This window comes from Nocardia sp. GCM10030253, from assembly GCF_042675075.1.
Lineage (GTDB): Bacteria > Actinomycetota > Actinomycetes > Mycobacteriales > Mycobacteriaceae > Nocardia.
In genome coordinates this window covers 41960-63466 of sequence record NZ_JBHTDL010000001.1, presented here as the reverse complement: position 1 = coordinate 63466, position 21507 = coordinate 41960, and the positions used below count along the sequence as shown (strand labels likewise).

Here is a 21507-nt window from a genome sequence, read left to right as displayed (position 1 = left end):
CTTATGGACCACGGATTGGCCATGCTGTGTGGTGGGTTGCACCATGGGTGGGCTGGCTACCGCCTGCCCCCATAAGGCCTGCCCTCGCGCGTAGAGGCTCCGGGGTCAAGGGTTGCGAAGCAATCACGTAGTGACGCCGTAGGCGCTCTTGACGCTGGAGGGGCGCACGAACACAATGCAGGCCACGACACAGCAGGGCTACGCGGCCGAAGGACGCGCGAAGACGGTCGCCGTTACGGGGTATAGAAGATGTAAGCCGCAATCGGACCTTGCGATTTCCGAACTTCTATCGTGGATGTATGGCCGGTGCTATCAGTGATCTCGAGAGTGACACACCTACCGTCAGGTGACTGTTGGGCAATTACATCGGCAGGTTCGAAGGACGGTGCCCCCAGCCGCTGGAGATGGCGCCTAGCCTCTGATATCGCTTCCTGCTCCGCGATCGGTGCGTACGGACCGTCGTTGCCTCGCGTCAAGCCGAGCTTGAGGAGCAGGACACCGACCCCGCCTATGACACCGCCCGTGACGAGGTTAGCTACCGTCCCCTCGGCAATCTGCATCGCGAACTCGACAACGGCACCGGAAGCGCCCCAGTGAGTGATGTTGTACTGCTCTTTTAATGTGTAGTCGGGTCCAGGAAAGGCAGCAAGCAAGCCGCTTGCGACCTCCGGCCGATCAACGCCTTCTCCACCTGGGCGGAAGACGACGTACACCCGCTCAGTTGGTTCGGCAGTTGCAAGACCGTTCAAGACGGCGATGCTGATCCTGACCTCATCTGCGTACTCGCTCACCGTCCAAGTATGTCGGGGAAGCGAATCGAATTCTCCATCACCCCGGCACTTCTCAAGTGATCCGAACCGGTTCAACGGCCAGGCCCCACGATCGACGCCGGCCGATCTGTGGGCGAGCTGCGGGAGAGCAAGTCGGGGACGGCTGACGTCGTTCCCAGCACTGTCGGGTGAACGAAAAATTGGCCAGAGTCGAACAGTCCGCGTGCTGCCACGTCGCCAAAGCGGATGCCAGAACATGCGAACAGGACCAAAATGAGCCCCAGCGGCCGGTGCGCCGCCGACGCGCCGACGCGCCGCGTGACCGCCCTTCAGGGAGCGCGCTGCGTGTCGCAGCGCGTCGGCGGCGCATCGCGCCGCCGGGGCGCTCTTGATCCCCATCGCGGTGGCCGCCGCGGCCGGCCTTTTCTACGGCTGGCCGGTGGGTGTCGTGGTGGCCGGGGTGTTCACCGCGGGGATGGTGCTCTGGCACCGCAGGAGTCCGGAGACCTTCGAGCGGTGGATCACCTCGCGGGCACGCAGCCGGTTCCTGACCTGGTTTCGATACCGCCGTCGCTGGGCTCGACTCATGACCGCGTGCAACCTGACGATCACTCGCAACGATGCGACACTCGTTCCGCGGCTTGCCTCCGTCGCCATCGGCGACACCATCGACCGCGTACAGGTCCGGATGCTCGAAGGCCACTGCCCCGACGATTTCCAAAACCGCACCCAGCACCTGGCCCATGCCTTCGGTACTCAGGAATGCCGGGCAACCATCGTCGGCCCCGGCGTCGTCGAGCTGGCCTTCCGGCACGCCGATTCCCTCGCCGAAACGATCGCACTCCCGCACATCGATGGTGGTCTGCGTTGGGGCAAGGAGGCCGCGTGATGAACGCTGCGATCGATCTACCCAGTACTCGGGAAACGGCGGCACAGCGTCGCGCCCTGCCGAACCTGTTCGAAGTCGCTCAAGCTGCCGCGGAGCAGTACGACGTGTGCAAGCGTCCGATCCCCATGCGGGTGGAAGACCCTCGCACCGGCGAGATCACCTACGAACCCTCACCGTGCAAGTCGACGATCGAATCGGTGTGCCCGGCCTGCGCTAAAGCCAACAGAGCGTTGCGGATTGCCCAGTGCCGCGAAGGCTGGCACATGAGCACCGAACCAGTCGCCGACAAGTCCGACCCGACCGAGAAGCAAGTCGCATTGCTCACCGCTCGAGCGGATCTCGTCGCCGACTACCGGCAAGCTGTCGACGACGGAGACGAGGATCTGGCCGCCCAGTTCCGGGAGGTCATCTCGAGCCTGGATGAGGAGCTGCGCGAAACCGGTCTGCGTGGTCGCCTCCCGGTCTTGGACGCGGTCACCAAGGATCGGCGCAAGCGTTCGACTCGGCGTCGTCAGGATGTGCCGAATCTGCCGCGCCGCAAGGTATCCAAGCGCACCGTCGGCGAGGAGATCGGTGGGCACCTGTCCTCGATGTTCGTCACCCTCACCATGGACAGCTACGGGCGCATCAACCCGTATGGTGCGGTCAACGAGAAGGGCGAACGTTGCTCGGACGGTTCCCCGATTGATCCGGATGGCTATGACTACCCGCGCGCCGCCCGGGACATCGTGTTCTTCTCCAAGCTGATCGACCGGTGGATTCAGAACTTGCGGCGCTGCGTCGGTTATGACGTGCAGTACTTCGGCACCGTGGAACCTCAGCGTCGTGGCGCCCTGCATCTGCACATCCTGATTCGGGATGCGATCTCCCGCGAGATCATCAAGCAGGTCACCGCGGCTACCTACCACCAGGTGTGGTGGCCGCGCTTCGACCGCGAAGACCAGGTGTATGGCGGTGGGTATCTGCCGGTGTGGGATCACAAGAAGGCCACCTTCGTCGACCCCGAGTCCGGGCAAGTCCTGAAGTATTGGGATGACGCGCTGGACATCCTGGACGCGGTGGATGATCTGGCACCGGCGCATACGGTGCGGTTCGGGTCGCAGATGGATCGCAAGCAGATCAAGGGCGTGGTCGCTGGAACCGAGAAGGCCGGCCGAACCATCGGCTACGTCACCAAGTATCTGGTGAAGAGCATCGCGGAAATCGTGGAACCGCAGTCCGATCGCGCCGCCGAGCACTACGACCGGCTTCACGCCGAGTTGCAGAACACGCCGTGCTCACCGCGGTGCCCGGTGTGGCTGAAGTACGGCATCGTTCCCCAGGGCGCCGGCGACAAGACCACACCCGGCCGTTGCAAGGGCAAAGCACACCGCCGAGACACCCTGGGCCTGCCCGGTCGTCGGGTCCTGGTGTCGCGCAAATGGTCCGGCAAGACACTCCCGGACCACAAACAAGATCGCGTCGATTTTGTTCGGCAGCTTGCGCGCGGAATCTTCGCAACCGCACCATCCCGGCGGCGTCTGTGCAGAAAGCACAAAGCCTGCCCGAAAGTGTGTGCCCTCAGGACCTTTCCGGCTTCCGAGACGCTCACTACGCTCTTACTCCGTAGCAAGTCGAAATGGTCGGGGCCACGGCTGCGGCCATTGAACATGTCACACGGCGGCGCAGCCGCCACCGAATTTATTTCCATGAACTACTTTCGCGCTCGCGGCATCCTGAGGAGGGAATATGGGCTTACTCGTGGGTGGCCTGATGCCCTTCCCAGAGCTGGGTAATCTGCGGCCCTCGCTAATGCCGACCAGCGCTATAAGGTCATCGACGCCGCACCCGGAACGATCCGGACAGGCAGCTACCGGCCCGCCGAACAATCCTGGTTGCCAAACAATCTCATCCCATTCGACGTGCAGCGAGTGCCGGACTCGCATGCCGCCCCGGTCGCTAACCAGACCGATCTGCAGGAGCCCTCGATGCACGACCCCGCATCCTCGACCGGCGAGGTTCGGCGAACGTGACCACAGCCGTAGTCGTCGTCGGCGGAGCCGATGGCTCGCCGCAGCCGACCGTCATCCACCGCGGTTCGGCACTGCGGCATCCGCGGACACCTCCTCGTTCGTCAGTCGCGCGGGATGCGCGCTTATGAGCGACTTTTCCGGCTCGCCGCATCAGCGCCAGTTGTCCGCGGTCACAGCGACAGACGATGCGACCGCGGTCATAGTGGACATCGCACGCACGCTGAAGTCGCGCGAACGGGAGATCGCCCAGGCGATGAGCACCATGATTGCGCGAGAGGTCGACCACCTCGACAACGACCCTCAACTGATGGAAATGTTCGAGGCCAGTGTGCAAGGCAACCTCACCACCCTCCTGCGTGTCTTGGCCCACGATATTCCCGTCGACCATTTGCAGCCCACCACCGCGGCCGTCGAAAACGCATTAAGACTCGCACAGCGCGGAGTTCCGTCCCATTCGCTGGTACGCGCCTACCACATGGGCCAGAACGACATGCTGCGGATTTGCCATGACGAGATCGATCGCCGCCGCTTGCCCGCGCCGCTCGCGCTCGCCGTCGTCAAGAGGCTCACCGAGATCGTCTACACCTACATCGAATGGATCACCCTTCATGTCTTAGACGCCTACGAGGCTGAGCGCAGTCGGTGGACGAACGCCCGCGGCAGCGTGCATTCCTCCACAGTGCACGCCGTGCTGTCCGCGGAAACAGCCGACAAAACAGCCTTCGAGGCCGAGACCGGCTATCTGCTCGACCAAACCCATCTGGCTCTCATCCTGTGGCGCTCCGGCCATGAGCAACCGAGCAACCTGAACCTCCTGGACACCCAGGCGCGGACGCTCGCCGGTGGCCTACACGCCGAGGGGCAGGCGCTGGTCACCGCCATCGACCGCCACACAGCGTGGGCGTGGCTGCCGTTCGGCCACCGCCACCCGGTGATCGATACCACCGAACTGCACGCCATGGTGGATCCCGCCGACGGGGTGCGGCTGACGGTCGGGCTGCCCGGACACGCACTCGGCGGATTCCGCCGCTCTCATCAACAGGCCATCGCCGCATACTTCGTCGCCAGCCTTCCCGGGATCCCGTCCTCGCATACGATCCTCGGCTTCGGCGATTCCGGTGTCGCCGTTGCCTCCTTGTTGGCCAAGGATCTGGACTCCACCCGCGCGTGGGTCTGTGAAGTCTTGGGTGACCTGGCGGTCGACACCGACCAAGCGGCCACTCTGCGCCACACCCTCAGCACCTACTACGCCACCAGCGAAAGCCATGTGCGTACCGCCGAAGTCCTTACTCTGCACCGCAATACGGTCAAATACCGCATCACGAAGGCGATCGAGGCCACCCGCGTAGGCACCGCTCCACATGACAAACTCGATATCGCGGTGGCTTTGCAAGTCTGCCGCTTTCTCGGCGCTACCGTTCTGCGCTGACCGTCCTGATTATTCGACAATTCTGCACGCACGGCACGCGGCGCCGCATCACCTCTAGAAATACATTACGAATGCACTGAAATCAAAACTCCGAGATCATGGATTTCCGGTGTTGGCGGCCGCCGTGGGTCACGGCGAGTTCTTTGCGATACAAACTGATTCGATTTCGAGAAGGATAGTCTGTTGATTGAGGAACTGGTGACGGTTCGCATTTTGGCCGGTGTAGCCGGACGCAGCCTCGCTTTTATGGCGGGGATGGTGAGTGGTGCCGTGGACGGGTTGAATTCCAGCAGGGCGAAAATCTTGGCGGATCGTGGTGTCACACGGCCGACACCTATTCGGCCGGTCGTATTAGGCGTCAGCGGAGGAGCTATCGGGGCCGCCGCAGCGGCTTTGGGAATGAGTCGCGCGCAGCTGCGTCAGATCGCCATCGATCATCCGGCAGACGAAGTAGTCGGCAACCGAAGCCTTCGGGCGATGTTGACTAAACGCACGCTCTACCCCGATGCTCGCCTACGCGAACTCGCACACGCGGTTGTCGGCGATCGAACGTTCGCCGATTTCGTACTGGAACCGAACCTGGCCCGGCGGCAGCCGCCAGGGATCATTTCCTCGTTGATCATTCCGGTCTACTCGGGTGAGCACGGCACGTTGTTTCTTCCACAGGATTTGCCGAAGTTGGGCTTGACCGATATGCCCGTCGCCGATGCACTGGTCGCGGCGACACGGATACCGGGAGCCTTTCCTGCCGCGACAGCGCTCGACCACATCTTCGACGGCGGAACACACCATCGTGTCCCGTATGAGGTGTTCGGGTCTCATCCCGCGCTCGTTCTCGACCTCTACGGCCCTGAGCCGCACTACAGCCGCGGCGGGCTACTCCTGCCATTGGCCCATTCGTCACTGCCGATGATCCCCCGCCGTCCACGACCTTTCCGTGACGAAAACATTTGTGCACGAACAATTTTCGCCGAACTGCCATACGGGTCGGCGCTGCAATCCCCGACGCGTTCGCCCGAGGAGCTCTTCGATCACGGTTACGACATCGCGGCAACGTGGATCGACACCCGCTCTACCGATCAACTCCTCGCCGTCGTCGATCCAGACGTACTCGGTGAGCTGATGCCGCTGTCACCGGCCGAAGATGCCGCGGCGCTCGGGGCGCGGCAATAGCGATAGACCGGGACACAAGCATTAGGAAGGACTCCCGTGGCGATCACGGACATAAAGACGTTTTCCCATCTGAACGACGCAGATATCGATGCCCTGTGCAAGAAACTGGATGCGATTCGTCGAGACATCGAATTGTCACGAGGTGAACGCGATGCCAATTATATTCTGCGTGTGATCAGAGCGCAGCGGATGCTGGAGTTGGGCGGACGCGCGACGTTGTTCGCGAGTCGAAAGCGACCGGCATGGCTGGCGGGCACGGCCATGTTGGCTCTCGCGAAGATCATCGAAATGATGGAGCTCGGACACAACATCAGCCACGGGCAGTGGGATTGGATGAACGATCCGGAAATTCATTCCACGTCGTGGGAGTGGGATTTCGTCGGTTCGTCGGCGCATTGGAAGCGGTCGCACAACCACTTCCATCACACGTACACCAATGTCTTCGGCATGGACGAGGATCTGAGCTTCGTCGTCATGCGAATGACGCGTGACGAACCGTGGCGTCCGATTCACCTGTTCCAGCCGGTGTCGAGCCTTGTTGTCGCGGCATTCTTCGAGTGGGCGATCTCGGTGCACGACTGGGGACTGGAACGCCGGTTCACACACACATCGAGCCAGCGGTTGTCATCGAAGCCGAACAAGGAGTTCGCGCGAAAGATCGCCCGTCAACTCGGCAAAGACTTCGTCCTCTACCCGGCGCTGACAGGTCGAGCGTTCAAACAGACGCTCGGTGCCAATGCCACCGCGCTGCTGCTGCGGAACCTGTGGTCGTTCGTCGTCATCATGTGCGGGCACTTCCCCGACGGTGCGGAGAAGTTCACTATCGAGGAGTTCGACAACGAAACCCGTGGTGAGTGGTATCTCCGGCAACTACTCGGCACCGCCAACTTCGAGGCGGGGCGGGTCCTGGCGTTCATGTCAGGAAATCTCAGCTATCAAATCGAGCATCATCTGTTTCCCGACCTGCCGAGTAACCGCTATGCCGAGATCGCGGCGCGGGTACGTGCGGTGTGTGACGAATACGACCTGCCCTACACCAGTGGTCCGCTGGCCAAGCAATTTTTGCAGGCATTGCGGACGGTCCACAAACTTGCGTTGCCCGATGGGTTGTTGCATCGCACCGTTGACGACGCGCCTGAGACCAGATCCGAACTCCAATTCATCGGCGTACCGAGCCAGTATGCGACATCGGATCGGCTACCGGCCGCCCCCGTCACCGGCAAGCGCCGTGGCCTTCGCACGGCACTCGCCAAGGTCAAGGCCGGTGCGATCCACCCCGCCTGACGTAGCCGGTGGCCCGGGTATCCCGCTCGGCGAGGGCGGGTTGTTGGCGAGGATGACGAAGCTGGTTGTGGAGTCGGAGCTCGCGGGTAGAGTGTAGGACTAATCTCGAAAAGGCAAGCATGCCACAATGATCGAGGGCGAGACGGGCCCAACGGGGCCGGAGGTGCTACGCGACGCGGACATCGGATTCGAGCCGACAACGGGGCCGGTTATCCGCGGCAGGAAGCCGCAGAAAGGATGTCGCGTCTCGGTTTGTCGCATCGCGTGTCTCGTACTGGTTGGCGGCTTCAGCGAGGTTTGCGGCGGACTCCTCCAATGCAGCGATGATCGTGTCAGCTCCGTGCTTCCACTCCACCCACGACTCGTCGTACGCGCTGGCCGCTTTCCCTTGCCAACCGTCGGCAAGGAGTTCTTTGCCGATGGTGTCATCGAGTCTTCAACTCGTCTCGGATGGTCTGGGCTTTGCCGGCGGCAAACCTTGATGCCTCACGCAGTCGGTCAACCTCGACCCGGAGTTCTCCGGACAACCCCACTCCCCTCGCAGTGCAGTTCGCCTATGCACTATAAGACGCATGACAGGGCCCCGGTTCCATCCAGTCCGGACCTGGCAGCGACCGACGAGGACAACGACCCCCGGCTGATTCAACAGCGATCATCCACCTGATTAGGTGGACGATCATCACTGACCGGGTCTATCGGAAAAACGTTTGCAGTCATGGCCCCAACCGCGCAGGATCAGTGCATGATCGTGCACCAACTCGACCAGAACGAGTGGACGGTCGTCCGAGCCGTCCGGCTCGCCGCGCTCATCGAGTCGCCACCAGGAACATTCGGGTCCACCTTCGAGGTGGCGTCGGGATGGAGTGAACAGCAGTGGCGCCAATGGACGGCGGGGAGGACGCTGTTCACCGCCGACATCGAGGACGGTACTGCAGTCGCGGCGGTCGGTGCCATGCTCGAGAACAGCCTTCCGGTCGTCGTCTCGATGTGGGTGGCGCCAAACCATCGAGGAACCGGACTATCCGACCAACTGCTGCACGCAGTGATCGACTGGGCGCACGCAAGCGGGCATCAGGAGTTGCAACTGTGGGTGCTCCAAAGCAATCGCAGTGCCGAGTCCCTCTATCGCAGAAACGGATTCACCAGAATCGGCAATCGGAAGCAGTGCATCGACTGGCCTGAACAGTTCGAGATCGAGATGTCGCGCGCGCTGGAGCCTGAGACCCTTGAACCACAGCACTGACAGGTCAGGGGCGATGCCGAGATCAGCTCGGCTGGCTGCCACTACTTCTGGAGCTGTGCGAGCGCCGCGGCGGGTTCGGGTCGCTGTCGAACTCCATCGTTCCTCAATGCGCTGTGAGCCGGGCGCGGCTGGATGCTGCGACGAGCAGGGCGTTGATGACCTGAACCATCAACGGTGCGATCGGCCGACCCGCGTGGCCACTTTGGGGCCTGGGCCTGGACTGGGCGTTTACGGCCGAAGTCGGCATACACATCACCCCGTCGGGTGGGGATGATCAGGTGGGCAAACTGGTCGAGCTCGGTGTCGCACCATCGTTGAAGCAGCTTGAACAACTGGCTGATCAAGGATGTGTTCTTCGTAGTCCGTGACGGGCTCAAGGGTTTGCCGGAGGTGGTCGGGAACATGTGGCCGCTGACACGGTCCAGACCTGCATCATCCACTCGATCCGCAACACGTTCCGGCTGGCCGGGCGCCAGCACTGGGACGCCTTGAAACGGGACGTGAAACCGATCTACACCGCGGTCAACGCCGATGCGGCCCGAGCTGCGCTCGATGATCTCACCGAGCGGTGGGGCACGAATATGCTGCGATCGTGCGGCTTTGGAACAACGCGTGGGAGGAGTTCATCCCGTTCCTGGACTATGACATCGAGATCCGGCGGGTGATCTGCTCGACGAACGCGATCGAGTCGCTCAATGCCCGCTACCGGCGTGCGATCAAGGCCCGCGGGCATTTCCCGACCGAGCAAGCCGCGTTGAAGTGTCTCTACCTGGTCACCCGCTCGCTCGACCCGACCGGTGCGGGTCGGGGATCACCACCAGCGCCATCGCAGATTCGACTCTGCTGCCCACCACGAAGTTCCATTGGGGCATAGAGGAATTCTTTAGGGGTCTGCGGCGACCTCGTGCTGGCGTCCTGTCTAGTCGGGTAGTTGATCCGATTACCTCGCCAGGAATGAGGTGCCGGTTCTGCCGGATGATCAACGCCGACTTCGACTCCAGCGCTGGATCGACGGTGCGAAGAAGGCCGAGAAGCAGGTACGCGCGGAGTTGTGGCATCCCGCCTGCGGCCAGAGCGGATGTAAGGGCGTGAAAGAGGACTCTCGGTCCTCGGCGTTGCCGCAGGCTCGCGCCAGCGCTGCGGCAGTGGCAGTGTCATCGAAAGTTGGTGGGAATTCCACACATTGGAGTGCCTGCAGGAGATAGCGCCGACGCGCCCTGGGTGCGCCTGATGCGAAGCCGTCGTCGAGGATGTCGGCGGCTAGGCCCGGTGCCGAGGGAAAAACACGAAGTATCGGGCTGCCGGTAGCGTCACCATGGGCCAAGATCCCGACGAGGTCGTCGTGAAGGTGTTCTCGTTCTTTGAACAACCGTCCTGCCGCGAGAAGCCAAACATTGCGCCAGTGGGGATGATGCATGGTCAGTTTCAGCAGTCGCAAGGCGCGAGTTTCGGGCCCGCTGGTCATGGCGATCGCGGCCATCAACTCTTGCAGACTGCGGACCTCGAACCCGACACGATCGCCATCGGGTACAAGCAGCACCAAGCGAAGAGTGGCAGCCTTGATGAGTTTGGTGCTGATCGTGTCGACTTCGCGGGGGCGAGTACTCCTGGGCCTCAAGCCGTGTGCGAGTGATGGTCTCCAGCTGCGCCATGGGCATGGTGGGGTTGGTTTCGGCGTTCTCGGCGGCGGCATGCAGATGTAGGGCGACGCGGGCGTGGAGGTAGTCGATGTCGGACTTGTGCTCGTTGAGGATGCGAGCGATCGTCGACCCTGGTTTGTCGACCTAACGAATACCGGAACACTCTTCTTCAGGGAAGCAACGTTCACCGGCCCCATCAACTGGGCGGCCACTACGTCGGAGCCGCTGCTGTCTGCGTGCTTCCTGACTCTGCGCGGGACCCTCGCCTGAACGTGGGTGGCGGTGAAGAACATGTTCACCGCCACCGGGCCCGATCACCGGCGGATACGCAAACTGGTCTCGCCCGCTGGCCAGTTCCGCCAAGCAGCGTCACCTCTTCTCCCCCGACCCGCCACTTGCCGAAAACATCCCATCTTTGCCGAAAATGTTAGCGACCCAACGGAATCGACGGCTACCTTTGAAAGGGCCCCAGAGGCCGAGGGGGCAAAACACAAACCCCCGCCCGCCGGTTTACGGTCAGATTGGAGTTCGCATGGACAACCACACCGACCCCATCATCCTCGATCCCGAAGGTCCTGACATTCAGGGTGAGATCGCCCGCATCCGGAAGCGGGGGCCAGTCACCAAGGTCGTGCTCCCGGGTGGAGTGCCAGCATGGTCGGTAACCGACGCGGCCATACTCAAGGAGATCCTCTCCGGCTCCGACGTCTCCAAGGACCCGCGCCAGCACTGGCCGGCGTTCCGGAATGGGGAGATCGGCAAGGACTTTCCTCTCCTCAACTGGGTGAATACGCGCTCGATGTTCACCGCCTACGGATCCGAACACCGTCGGCTCCGCAATTTCGTGGCACCGGCGTTCACCAACAGGCGCACCGCAGCGCTGCAGCCCCGCATCCAAGCGATCGCAGATGATCTGGTCACGGGGCTGGATGCCGCGCCGGAGAGCCACCCCGTGGACATCCGCGAGAATTTCGCCTATCCGCTGCCTCTGCGTGTGATCAACGAGCTGATGGGAGTTCCCGAGCACCTGATCGGGCCACTGCGGAAATGCGTGGACGGCATCTTCGACATCGCCTTGAGCGAAGAAGCAGCCGTAACCAACTACCAGGAGATGATCGGGCTCCTGCAGCACCTCGTCGCGTATCGCCGGGAGAATCCCGCCGAGGACATGACCAGCACACTCATCTCCCATGTCGACGACCCCGCAAAGAATTTCAGCGTTGAGGAACTTGTCGGGACGCTTTATCTGACGGTCAACGCCGGGCACGAGACGACGGTGGACCTGATCGACCAGGCGATATACCTGCTGCTCACCAACCCCGACCACCTGGCCGCCACGCTCGACGGCAGTCTCAGCTGGGCAGATGTGATCGAGGAAGTGCTCCGGTTGGAGCCATCGATCGCGCACGCCCCGCTGCGCTACGCGGTGAAGGATTTCGTCCTCGGCGACGTGGCGATCACCGAAGGCGATCCGATACTCGCCTGCCCCGCCGGTGCCAACCGGGACCCCAAGATCTACGGCGACAGCGCGGACAAGTTCGACCCCACACGGAAGAACAAAGACCACATGGCATTCGGGTACGGCGCCCACCGCTGCCCGGGCGCACCGCTGGCACGGCTGGAGGCACAGGTGGCCCTTCCGGCACTCTTCCAGCGGTTCCCGCACATGAAACTAGCCGTCTCCCCCGACGAACTCGGCACGGTACCCGGTTTCATCGCCAACGGGCACGACCACCTGCCGGTACTCCTGAAATAGGCAGCGGTATTCGAAGGGGGAATCAAGTCGCCATCGGCCGCGGCGTCGGGCGGGGTGCAGAAGCTCCGGGTGACTCACGAGGTCACCGGTCGCAGTACCCGCCCACCCCGCGGCGAACTGCTAACTCGCCGGCGCCCCTCGATCGGGTGCTCGGGAAGTGTCTGATTTTCAGACAGTCCCGGTGCTCGTCACCCGGGCTCCATGTCAGCGCAGCCAGTGTCCGTTGCGAGTTGGTCTGACGCAGAGGACGGGTGGTGCGCAGCGGTGCGTCAAACTAAGTGGCAGACGATGCTCTGGGTTCATGTGTCAGTGTGCGGGCTCAGGACTTCCTTCACCATTTGTTATCGAGTGACGCTTGACGTTTCGTGCTGATCGATCGTCATTTTCGGTCGGTCTTGTCGACGGCGCGAGCGGGATGGTTGTAGATCAGCAGGCGATGCTGGAGTACCGCTACCGGGCGGTGTGCGAAGTGCTAGGTGGTTCGCCGATCGGTGACGTCGCAGCCCGATACAGGACGTCGAGACCGTCGCTACACACGTAGCGCAGGCGATTCCTGCAGGAAGGTGGCGGGGCTGGAGGATCGCTCCCGGCGACCGCGCGGACCATCCCGAGTCGCGTCATCGTCGAGGTTGAGGCCCTGATTTGCCAACTGCAGCAAGAGCATCCACGTTGGGGTGCTCGCAGGATAAGCCATGAACTGACAGGCGCGGCTACATAGCTGCGCCAGCACGAGCGACCGTGCATCGGATCTTGGTTCGCAACGGGCTGGTGAATCGGCAAGCCCAACAACACCCACCGATCAGGCAGCTCGATCCGCGGCGAGTTCCCATCCTGATCAGGCAACCACATTGAGGTCGTCTCTTGGTGCCCCGCGAGTCACTCGACTCGTTGAAGATTCGACCCCCGCAGCAACAGTGTCGACTTGAGCTTGGCCAGAAACCGCCCGAAATGGGGGTCTGTCATGGGGATCATGTCGTTGTCGATGCCCCACCATCGACCTTCACCGAATTCGCGGGGATCGAGGGTGTATGCCTGCGATCGGTCGCCACGGATCACGTACCACAGGGCGATGTCTTGGTGTCCGCTGTCGATGCCCACCGTGGTCATGGTCGACAAGAACAGTGGTGCGCCCGGCCAACGACATCGAACACGCCGTGGATGCCCCGTTCTTCGACTGCCTCACGACCAGCGGTCTCGCAGGGGTCCTCCCCTGGATCGACATGTTCGGTGCCCGGTCCGGCCGGGGGCCACGCATGGGATCTACCCGACAAGGACTCGACGGGGCCCGAGCACGTGGCCGGTCGGACACCGGACGGGTGCAGGCTCGACCCACCCAGCCGCGGTGCGCACGAGTTCTCTAGGCGGGACGACGCAGCCATCGACGGTGTATAGCGAGCGGGCGGTCATCCATCAAGAATGCCGCGCGGTTCGAACTTGTGTTCGATTGATATCTCGACGGGATGAAGCGATTTCCCACTCCGGCGGCCCCATCCACGCCGTATTCTCAAGTGGCATTGCCTCATGAGAGAGAAACCCACCGGTTACGAATTCAGGAGGTCGTCATGCAAATCCAGGACAAGATCGGCACCCTCACCTTCGCCATCGATCTGGGCAACATCAGGGTGGAAACGGTGCAGGATGTGTCGGGTATCAGCGAGGCGTCGGAGGGCAAGCCGGGTGAGGTGAGGATTACCCGGGGGCTTGACCGGAGCCAAGCGTTCACCGATTGGATCAATCTCACGTCGAGGGACCACGACCCGTCTTCCACCAGGCAGAACGTCACCATCACCGCGATGGACGCTAATAAGAAGCCTGTCCACCGGATTATCCTGCATCGCGCCTGGTGCAGCAGTTGGACGGGACCTTCGCTCGAGGCCGACAATACGGGGCCAGCGAGTGAGACTGTCACTCTCGCCTACGACGACATGAGAGTCGAGCAGCTCTAATCTGTGGCGGGCCGACTAGGCGGCCCATCACCCGCGAAGTACCGCCGCTGCACCCAGGCCCGCCACCGCGCGAATTCCTCGGCGAGGCTCTCGTTGGTGTGCGGGCCAGGATTCAGCGGAAACTCGGATTCATTTGGTCATGCGTGTTTGGACGCGGCGCGGGGGCGGTCGGTTCCATCGAGAAGGCAGGTCGCCGGGCGCGCTGAAACCGCCCTCGGCACCACCCGGAAGGCGTGTGGACGCGATCCACAAACCGGGCCACCCTTCAGGTCCCGAGAGGCGCTGAGAAGCCCCCCGAGCACCCAGACCACGCTGCGACGACCGCGGAAGCGCGAGGCGGACACCTCCTGCCTTCGTGCGACCAGACAGCGCTACATACTCATTCAGTGGAACGCTCCGCGCCCGGCACAGATGCGGCGGCCTCGAGCCATCGTTATCACCATGAACATCAAGACCGATAGCGACTGAGCCTCCCGTCGTGGTGATGACTCAATCAATCTGAGGAATGTGGAATCTCGTGAGCGGCCGGTTCGTGGTTGCCGAAACCTTGTCTGCGGATGGGTCCGCTGTTAGGCGGTAACGAGGTGCTCGGGACGGTCGCGGTCGGTGTGGAGTTCCCAGTAGACGCGGGCGATGTCGTCGGGGGCGGCGTGCGGGATGCCTTCGGGGGCGGTCGCCCCGATGAAGACGTTGATGGCCACGTTCGTTGCGAAAATGCCTTTATCGGCGAGGGTGTTGTGGAGATTGAGCGCCCAGTTGCGTAGGCCCGCTTGGGCGATATTGGTGGTGGCCAGCATGGGGTAGGGGTTGATCGCGCCCCCGCCGGTGGTGAAAAGCAGGGTGCCGGCTCCTGCTTCCAGCATTGCGGGCAGCACCGCCTGGGTGGCGGTGACCGCGCCGTGCAGGAGTTGGTCGATCTGCGGTTGGAGATTCTCCACGGTGACCTCCTGCGGCGCGCTGATGACCAAGCCCGCGTGCGGGGAGAACTCGAGGACATCGATACGACCGAAGCGCCCGGCAGCGGCCTGTAGTGCGGCAGCGAGTTCGGTGCGGTTCGCGGTGTCGGCGGGAAAGGCCGCCGCGGTGATGCCGGAGGCGGTCAGTTCCTGGACGAGGCCGTCGAGTTTGTCTTTGTTGCGCGAGATCAGTGCGACGGCGAAACCGTTGCCGCCGAAGACTTTCGCGATGGACAGACCGAGTCCGGGGCCTGCTCCGACGATGGCGAGGGTGGGCATGGGAGCTCCTTCGTTGTGGTGGGGTGTGAGGTTCTGACCGTGGACCGTCAGGGGCGGTCGGGGTCGATGGCGTGCAGGATGCGCTCGGAGGTGGCGCCGAGCTGGCGCTGCTGGGCTCGGGTCAACGGGTCGAATACGAAGCGGCGGACTTCCTCGACGTGGGCCGGTGCGCTGGCGACGACCTTGTCCTGGCCTTCGGTGGTAAGGATGGCCAGGGTGTAGCGGCCGTCGGACGGGTCCGGTTCCCGGCGTACCCAGCCACGTTTTTCGAGCTTGGCTACGACGTTGGACAGCCGCGACAATGTGCCGCCGGTGTAATGGGCCAGCTGGCTCATGCGCAAGGTGTGCTCGGGCATCGAGGACAGTGCCGAGAGTACGAGGTAGTCGAAGTGACTGATATCGGCGTCGCGCTGCATCTGCGCATCCAGCGCCGCCGGAAGCCGGACCAGCGCATAGGCGAAGGCATGCCAGATCCGTTGCTCCTCGGGGTCGAGCCAGCGCGGCTGCGTTTCCTCTTCCATACTCACCACACTAACTTCAAATTTGAAGTCACGACTAGTGACATTCACTACAACATTGAAGTGAATCGTGTCGGCTGAGAGAGGCGTGGCGACGATGTTGACGAGCGCTCGGCCTGGGTCGGTCACCGACTCGGCCGCTCGCGATCAGCCTTTGCGGCTCTGGTGTCGAAATTCGCGACCGCGAACATCACGCTCGGGCGGGTGGTGTCGAGATTCGCGACCAAACGCTGTCGAGGTTCACGACCAGAACCACTCATCGGCAGACTTCGGCCCGCACTGGCCTCGATTGTCCGTTGCCAATTGACCTGACGCATTGCCATCGTTCTGGCACAAGTACAGGGCTTCTGCCACTAACCTGACGCGGATCGTTCGTTCCGACTGTTTGCTCGGGGGTCCAGGTCGTGGGTGTTGTCGTCGCCGTTGCCGGTGGCGATGAGTGCTGGGTGGAGTTCGTCGATCCGGATGCTGGTGGTCGTTGCCGGTTGCCTCTGCTGGCTTGCGCGGCAGTGCGTTTCGACAGGGTTGACCCGGCGCGGAGGTTTCCGTCGTTCCGTAATCAGAAGAACTTCTCGGGATCGTGGTGGTCGGCGACGACGGGTTCGCACGTCGGCTACGAGTCCTGGGTGGAGCGCGACTGGCTGATGGCATTCGATTCGTCGCTGGAGGTGAGCGGAATCGGCTCCCAGCCGTTCCGGTTGTTCTGGCGGGCAGCACGAGGACTCGGCCCGATTGTGGCGGGCGGCGCTGCCGGTGGTGGCCGGTGTGGACTCGGACCGAACCCGCAAGGCGGTCGCGAAGGCGGAGTTCCCGCCGGCTGGAAGATCGTCTTCGGTGAAGACAGCGGCGCCGCGCGCGTCGAGTACGTCGAGAAGAACTGGACAGACATGCGTCCGAAGTCGCTGCGCGAGGCGATGCCGCCGACGAGGCCGCTCGCGCAGCCAAGGGCGACTAGATCGGTTTCGGCAGATCCGTCACGAACGCCGCAGTTCGTGACGGTCTTTGCCGTGACCCCATGACTTTGGGGCGACCTCGCGTCCATGCGCTGCGGTATCTTCCATGCGATCGCCGCACCCTAGTCGGCGCGCAGAGGAAGCACACACCACATGTTCAACAAGTCCTTTGCGGCCGCCGCGCTCTCGGTGAGCGCCGCTGCCGTCCTCGCGGCACCGCCCGCCGCCGCCGACCCGGTCAACTGGGGCGCCGTTTCCCTCAGCGTGTGGGGCAATGTCTACGCGTTTTCGGTCAACCACCCGACGGAAGCCGACGCCATTCGAGCCGCCGACCGAGCGTGCAAGGGTCAAGGCATCATCGACTGCCGGATGATGGTGACGTTCGCGAACGGCTGCGGTGCAGTCGTGACGAGTCCGCTCGCGATCGTCGCAGGGTTCCCGATCGTGGGCTTCGGTAAAGGGGCGACCCCAGGGGAGGCATACGCAGACGCCACCCGCAACCTCCCCACCGGCACCGGAAGCGCCGGCTCGTTCAATGGCGACCACGCCTGCACCCGGCCTTGATCTAGTGGGCCGCTTTTGAAGTTGTTGGGCGGTCAGCCTTGGCGAGGATCTGTTCGGCGGTCTTGGTCCAGACGAAGGGCTTCGCGCGCGGGTTCCAGCCGTTGATGAACTCGCGGATCTTGGTGGTCAGCTCGCGGACGCTGCGGAAGGTGCCGCGGTGGATGGCTTGGCGTTCGATGATGCCGAACCACACCTCCACCAGGTTCATCCACGAGGCTGAAGTAGGTGTGAAGTGCACTCGGATGCGGGGGTTTTCGGCCGGCCAGTCGCGGACCTCGGCCTTCTTGTGGGCGGCGTAGTTGTCCATCACCAGGTGTAGTTCACCGGTCGGATAGGCGCGGGCGGCGTGGCGTAGGAAAGCAAGGAATTCCTGGTGGCGGTGGCGCGGTTTGCAAACACCGGTGACCTTGCCGGTGGCGACTTCGAGCGCGGCGAACAGCGACCCGGACAAACTCGCCGTCGTCACCGGCCGGACCGCGCCGGTCGTTCTGCTCCTATTCCCCGAGCTCGCCGCGCGCGGGAAGCCACCCCCGGCAGACTGGCGTCGCTGCGGACCGTCGAAAGCGCAAGCAACACAACGACAACGCCAAGCGTCTGCTCTTCGCGACCATCCGCCGCGACGCGGTCACCGGCATGTCGGTCAGGGCAATCGAACGCAAACACGGCGTCGGCTGGCGCACGGTCCACGCCGCGCTCGAATCACCAAACCCTCCCGCCCGCAAGAATTATCCCGCGCGCGCACGGCCCACGCTGGAGGGGCTCATCCCACACATCGACGCTCTCCTGACCCGCGCACCCACCATCAGCGCTCGCGAAGTCTGGGAACGCCTGCTCGACGAGCACCACGCCGCAGTCACTTACGGATCTGTCAGCAGCTATCTGCGGAACCGGCGCGGCCCAGCACCTCGGACCCCGCTGCCGGTCGTCGGCGAAGTCGAAACCCCGACAAAGACAACCACGGCGGAACCGCGCATTCGCCTCGGCAACGCCACCGACCCGATCAGCACCCAGCTAACCGAACTGACCCTCGAATTGAGCCTCTAACATCCACGCCGCATTCTCGAGACCGGCGCCGACTCCTACCCCCTCGCCCGCACCACGACCACCCACTCCACCAGCTGATCCGCGGCGGATACGCTCACCGACATGCGCGAACCGGACAACGAAGATCAACCACACGATCCATACAACTGGGATCATCTGCGCGACAACCCGGACATCTGGGATCAACTGCGCTCAAATCTCGTTCTCGGGCAACGCCTGACCGGAACCGTCGCGCAGATCCCACGGCTGGGCACGATCGGCATCTTCATCGACCTGGGCCTGCCCGTCGCCGGTTTCGTCGATGTTCTGCTGCTTCCCGACGGCGCCAGCCGATGGCCCACCCAAGGCACCACCGCGGACTTTCTCATCTGGTGGATGGACGAGCGGCCCCAAATACGCCTCGTTCCGGCCGATGCCCGTTACCGTCGCGAGGACTTCGACACCTGGTGCCTTACCAACGCCCCCACCGGGGATGCACGGATTCTCGAGCACTTTCGGTTCGATCCGTCAGGCGCTGCGGCAGATTGAAACCCTTCGTCGTCCCGCCCGGCATCGAGGCCCGATAGCGCTCACGCCTGTTCACACCGCGCCGGAATTCGTCCGGACTTCCACTCCGGGACGATCTTCACCCACGCCAGGATTCCCCACAAAGCCAACACCAGATTGCGTCAACAATCTGGCAAGACTCCCACACGATCGTCTGCCAAATACTTGGCGCACGGCCGCTCACGACCCATCTTCTGCGTCACATCAAATGGCAACGGACATCGATCATCGCCGACGTCCATTCGCAGCGGCGCCTCACTCGACGAGCCAGCATCCCGACGCCGAGCCCCTGCGGGATCGAGGAGACACTTCTGATCCAAGGCGATGCCAGGCTCACTGATGACCCTGCGTGATCGCTCAGACGGCCGCGTTTCGAGTAGCGTCCCAGTAGGTCGTACTGGGGGGCGCACGGACCGGACTACATCTTGGCGTATCGGGCCATGGCGAAGCTGTAGAGGCCATAGGTGATGATGCCCAGACCGGCCACGACAAGCAGGACCACGCCGTAAGGTTGCGCCCCAAGGGTTTTGAAGGCGCCGTCGAGTCCGGCGGCCTTGCTCGGCTCCGATTGGGTCGCGGCGAGGATCACCAGCAACCCGACCGCGGCGATGGCCAGTCCCTTCGCGATGTATCCGATGGTGCCCAGCCGTCGCACCAGGTCGCTGGTAGTGCCCTCGAGGTCGTCGAGGAAGTTCTGGCTGGCTCCTTTGTAGACGTGATAGCCGCCGATCGCGATGATGATCAGCCCGCCCGCGACAAGGACGATCGTGCCTGCGGTGGTGTGCATCAAGCGTCCGGTGAGCCCGGCGCTTTCGTCGCTGCTGGACTTGCCGCGGCCGCGGGCGAATCCGAACGCGGAGACAGCGAAGGCGAAATAGACCACCGCCAGGGAGAACGCCTTGACGCGATTGATCGCTTCGGACTTCTTGCTGTCGGCGTCAGGTTTGGAGGAGCTGCCCAGTGCCGCTTCGGCGAGCCGCCACAGCGCCATCAGCCCGAACGCGACGACACCTACCCACAGGGCGACGATGCCGCCCGGTTTGGCGGCCAGTTCGGTCATGGCGCCGGATTGGTCGGCGGTGCCGCCTGCACCGCCGAGGGCAATTCGGATGGCGATGTAGCCGATGATCACGTGCACGATGCCGCTGACGACGAAGCCTGCGCGGGCGAATCGCTCGAACACGCTATTCTGGGCAACCCGGCCCGCGGCCGAGGATGAGTTGTCGTAGGACGCCGACGACGATGCTCTGGAGGACGTCGGGGACCGATTGTTGTCAGGCATGGTGCTGTGCTCGCCTCGTATTAGTGGTGGGAAAAGCTCCGTCGGCGGTCATCGGAGGTCGCGAGCAGAACCGGTCTGGCAGTGCCAGCTTGTGGATAGTGCGCACCGGCAGAAGGCACTGCTGCCCCGCGACCGAACTGATGGTGTGCGGCAGGCCGTATTTCTCACACCATGCCCGCACCGTGGAGATCTCCGCATAGCGGTTGCTAGGAAAATCGGAAGCAGGTGGTCGATTTGATTGCAGAAGGTTGCCGCTCAGAAAAGCCATGACCCTGCCAGCTCGGAAATTGGCCGTGCCGAGCATCTGGCGGAGATACCATTCCGCCCGCTCTCGTTCTGGACAGAATGATCATGAGGACGACCTCATTTCGGGGTTGGCTTGCCCGGATGGCCGGTGCGCCGTGCGGGTTGCGCACAGCGCATCGACTTAGTGTTTGAATGCGTCCTTGACCTTGGCGCCGGACTGCTTGAGGTTGCCCTTGGCTTGACCGACTCGGCCCTTGGCCTCGAGGCTGCGGTTCCGGGTGGCTCTACCGAACAGCTTCTTCATCGAGCCCTTGGCGGCCTCAGCCGAATGTGCGATCTTCTTACCCATACTCATAACGGGGCTTCTTCCTCTGATGTTTTCGCCGACGCGGCCGCGCCGGTCGTGGGGATGATTCAGTGCCGGGACGCCGGTCAGGGGGTGACGCCGTGGCTGGTGGCAGTTCCACGTGGCCGGTGGCCGAACGGGTGCCGCCAGTCACGTCCCCCAAAAGGCCGGTGATCGCGATCGACACCGTGCGATGAGACGTCGGCCGTGTCCCGGTTCGCGGCGACCGCCTGGCACTCTCGTTCGGCGAGATGGTCGCGATCCTGGTACATGTCCGCTGTTTCGCGGCGGGACTCTTTCAGGGCGCGTCGGCCGCGCCGGGCGCCGGCCAGCAGCAGGCTGAGCCCGACGAGGCCGACCGCGCCGACAATGATGCCGTAGAGAAACAGCGTTCCAGTGAAACCGGTAACGTGATATCCGAACACCGCAAAACCATTGGTCAGCTCGTGCGTGTCCCCGCTGTTGCTCAGCACGCCAGCAAGTCCGACGATCACGGCGGCGAGCAGGACGATCAGTCCCAAGATTATGATCATGACGGCCTCCCAGGGCCACGTTGCCATTCCCAGTCAACGCCGCATTCCCCCAGGTGTCAAAGGTGTACGACGATCGGCGAATGACGCTGTTCCGCACT

General features: G+C 63.2%; 21 protein-coding genes and 3 pseudogenes. 14 read left to right on the top strand and 10 right to left on the bottom strand.

What is annotated here, in order from left to right; all coding sequences use genetic code 11:
* Positions 1-233 precede the first annotated feature (233 nt).
* The gene (locus ACFQZZ_RS00360) at positions 234-791 is read right to left on the bottom strand and encodes a hypothetical protein (protein ID WP_378672079.1); all 558 of its coding nucleotides are present in this window, start codon (positions 789-791) and stop codon (positions 234-236) included.
* Positions 792-1158: 367 nt separating this feature from the next.
* Between ACFQZZ_RS00360 and ACFQZZ_RS00355 the strand changes: the two genes are divergently transcribed.
* From ACFQZZ_RS00355 to ACFQZZ_RS00335, 5 genes are all read left to right on the top strand, one after another.
* Entirely contained in the window at positions 1159-1659 is a 501-nt protein-coding gene (locus ACFQZZ_RS00355) for a hypothetical protein (protein WP_378672076.1), read from the top strand.
* Positions 1659-3434 carry a replication initiator gene (locus ACFQZZ_RS00350; RefSeq protein WP_378672073.1) on the top strand — a complete coding sequence of 592 codons (1776 nt, stop codon included), beginning with the start codon at positions 1659-1661 and terminating at the stop codon, positions 3432-3434. The genes ACFQZZ_RS00355 and ACFQZZ_RS00350 overlap by 1 nt, the downstream gene beginning before the upstream one ends.
* 361 nt (positions 3435-3795) lie before the next feature.
* Complete coding sequence (locus ACFQZZ_RS00345; RefSeq protein ID WP_378672070.1) at positions 3796-5100, top strand: PucR family transcriptional regulator; 1305 nt, start codon at positions 3796-3798, stop codon at positions 5098-5100.
* 246 nt (positions 5101-5346) lie between these two features.
* Positions 5347-6273 carry a patatin-like phospholipase family protein gene (locus ACFQZZ_RS00340; protein WP_378672109.1) on the top strand — a complete coding sequence of 309 codons (927 nt, stop codon included), beginning with the start codon at positions 5347-5349 and terminating at the stop codon, positions 6271-6273.
* A 36-nt stretch (positions 6274-6309) separates the two neighbouring features.
* Entirely contained in the window at positions 6310-7557 is a 1248-nt protein-coding gene (locus ACFQZZ_RS00335) for a fatty acid desaturase family protein (protein WP_378672068.1), read from the top strand.
* Positions 7558-7723: 166 nt separating this feature from the next.
* Here ACFQZZ_RS00335 and ACFQZZ_RS00330 read toward each other — a convergent pair whose 3' ends face one another.
* A complete protein-coding gene (locus ACFQZZ_RS00330; protein ID WP_378672065.1) occupies positions 7724-7912 on the bottom strand; it encodes a hypothetical protein in 189 nt (62 codons plus the stop codon).
* A 387-nt stretch (positions 7913-8299) separates the two neighbouring features.
* On the opposite strand from ACFQZZ_RS00330, the gene ACFQZZ_RS00325 reads away from it, so the two are divergent.
* From ACFQZZ_RS00325 to ACFQZZ_RS00310, 4 genes and pseudogenes are all read left to right on the top strand, one after another.
* Complete coding sequence (locus tag ACFQZZ_RS00325; protein WP_378672062.1) at positions 8300-8800, top strand: GNAT family N-acetyltransferase; 501 nt, start codon at positions 8300-8302, stop codon at positions 8798-8800.
* 336 nt (positions 8801-9136) lie between these two features.
* A pseudogene (locus tag ACFQZZ_RS00320) lies at positions 9137-9608 on the top strand (transposase); the annotation flags it as partial.
* Positions 9609-10115: 507 nt separating this feature from the next.
* Positions 10116-10433 carry a hypothetical protein gene (locus ACFQZZ_RS00315; RefSeq protein WP_378672060.1) on the top strand — a complete coding sequence of 106 codons (318 nt, stop codon included), beginning with the start codon at positions 10116-10118 and terminating at the stop codon, positions 10431-10433.
* Between the two features lie 539 nt (positions 10434-10972).
* On the top strand, positions 10973-12196 hold the full coding sequence (locus tag ACFQZZ_RS00310) for a cytochrome P450 (RefSeq protein WP_378672058.1): 1224 nt from the start codon (positions 10973-10975) through the stop codon (positions 12194-12196).
* An 876-nt stretch (positions 12197-13072) separates the two neighbouring features.
* Here ACFQZZ_RS00310 and ACFQZZ_RS00305 read toward each other — a convergent pair.
* Positions 13073-13303, bottom strand: coding sequence for a hypothetical protein (locus tag ACFQZZ_RS00305; protein ID WP_378672055.1), 231 nt, complete (start codon positions 13301-13303; stop codon positions 13073-13075).
* A 455-nt stretch (positions 13304-13758) separates the two neighbouring features.
* Here ACFQZZ_RS00305 and ACFQZZ_RS00300 point away from each other — a divergent pair, with 455 nt between their 5' ends.
* Positions 13759-14142, top strand: coding sequence for a phage tail protein (locus tag ACFQZZ_RS00300; protein ID WP_378672052.1), 384 nt, complete (start codon positions 13759-13761; stop codon positions 14140-14142).
* 569 nt (positions 14143-14711) lie between these two features.
* Here ACFQZZ_RS00300 and ACFQZZ_RS00295 read toward each other — a convergent pair.
* Both ACFQZZ_RS00295 and ACFQZZ_RS00290 read right to left on the bottom strand, forming a co-directional pair.
* Positions 14712-15377 (bottom strand): SDR family NAD(P)-dependent oxidoreductase, encoded by a 666-nt coding sequence (locus ACFQZZ_RS00295; protein WP_378672049.1) that lies wholly within the window; start codon positions 15375-15377, stop codon positions 14712-14714.
* A 47-nt stretch (positions 15378-15424) separates the two neighbouring features.
* Positions 15425-15898 (bottom strand): MarR family winged helix-turn-helix transcriptional regulator, encoded by a 474-nt coding sequence (locus ACFQZZ_RS00290; protein WP_378672047.1) that lies wholly within the window; start codon positions 15896-15898, stop codon positions 15425-15427.
* 803 nt (positions 15899-16701) lie between these two features.
* On the opposite strand from ACFQZZ_RS00290, the pseudogene ACFQZZ_RS00285 reads away from it, so the two are divergent.
* Both ACFQZZ_RS00285 and ACFQZZ_RS00280 read left to right on the top strand, forming a co-directional pair.
* Positions 16702-16850: pseudogene (locus tag ACFQZZ_RS00285) on the top strand (MbtH family protein); the annotation flags it as partial.
* Positions 16851-17001: 151 nt separating this feature from the next.
* Positions 17002-17412, top strand: coding sequence for a DUF4189 domain-containing protein (locus ACFQZZ_RS00280; protein ID WP_378672044.1), 411 nt, complete (start codon positions 17002-17004; stop codon positions 17410-17412).
* A gap of 1 nt (position 17413) precedes the next feature.
* Here the strand turns inward: ACFQZZ_RS00280 and ACFQZZ_RS00275 are convergent, their stop codons facing one another.
* Positions 17414-17878, bottom strand: a complete 465-nt coding sequence (locus ACFQZZ_RS00275) for an IS630 family transposase (protein ID WP_378672041.1) — start codon at positions 17876-17878, stop codon at positions 17414-17416.
* A gap of 167 nt (positions 17879-18045) precedes the next feature.
* Here ACFQZZ_RS00275 and ACFQZZ_RS00270 point away from each other — a divergent pair, with 167 nt between their 5' ends.
* Together ACFQZZ_RS00270 and ACFQZZ_RS00265 are read left to right on the top strand one after the other, a co-directional pair.
* Positions 18046-18456 carry a hypothetical protein gene (locus tag ACFQZZ_RS00270; RefSeq protein WP_378672038.1) on the top strand — a complete coding sequence of 137 codons (411 nt, stop codon included), beginning with the start codon at positions 18046-18048 and terminating at the stop codon, positions 18454-18456.
* A gap of 102 nt (positions 18457-18558) precedes the next feature.
* On the top strand, positions 18559-18984 hold the full coding sequence (locus tag ACFQZZ_RS00265; RefSeq protein ID WP_378672035.1) for a hypothetical protein: 426 nt from the start codon (positions 18559-18561) through the stop codon (positions 18982-18984).
* A gap of 436 nt (positions 18985-19420) precedes the next feature.
* On the opposite strand, the gene ACFQZZ_RS00260 is transcribed toward ACFQZZ_RS00265, so the two are convergent.
* The 4 genes and pseudogenes from ACFQZZ_RS00260 to ACFQZZ_RS00245 all read right to left on the bottom strand — a co-directional run bounded on the left by ACFQZZ_RS00260 (position 19421) and on the right by ACFQZZ_RS00245 (position 21409).
* Complete coding sequence (locus ACFQZZ_RS00260) at positions 19421-20284, bottom strand: DUF1206 domain-containing protein (RefSeq protein ID WP_378672033.1); 864 nt, start codon at positions 20282-20284, stop codon at positions 19421-19423.
* Positions 20285-20303: 19 nt separating this feature from the next.
* A pseudogene (locus ACFQZZ_RS00255) lies at positions 20304-20612 on the bottom strand (acyl-CoA desaturase); the annotation flags it as partial.
* Positions 20613-20711: 99 nt separating this feature from the next.
* Positions 20712-20885, bottom strand: coding sequence for a CsbD family protein (locus ACFQZZ_RS00250; RefSeq protein WP_378672031.1), 174 nt, complete (start codon positions 20883-20885; stop codon positions 20712-20714).
* 77 nt (positions 20886-20962) lie between these two features.
* A complete protein-coding gene (locus tag ACFQZZ_RS00245; protein ID WP_378672028.1) occupies positions 20963-21409 on the bottom strand; it encodes a hypothetical protein in 447 nt (148 codons plus the stop codon).
* Between the last annotated feature and the right edge of the window lie 98 nt (positions 21410-21507).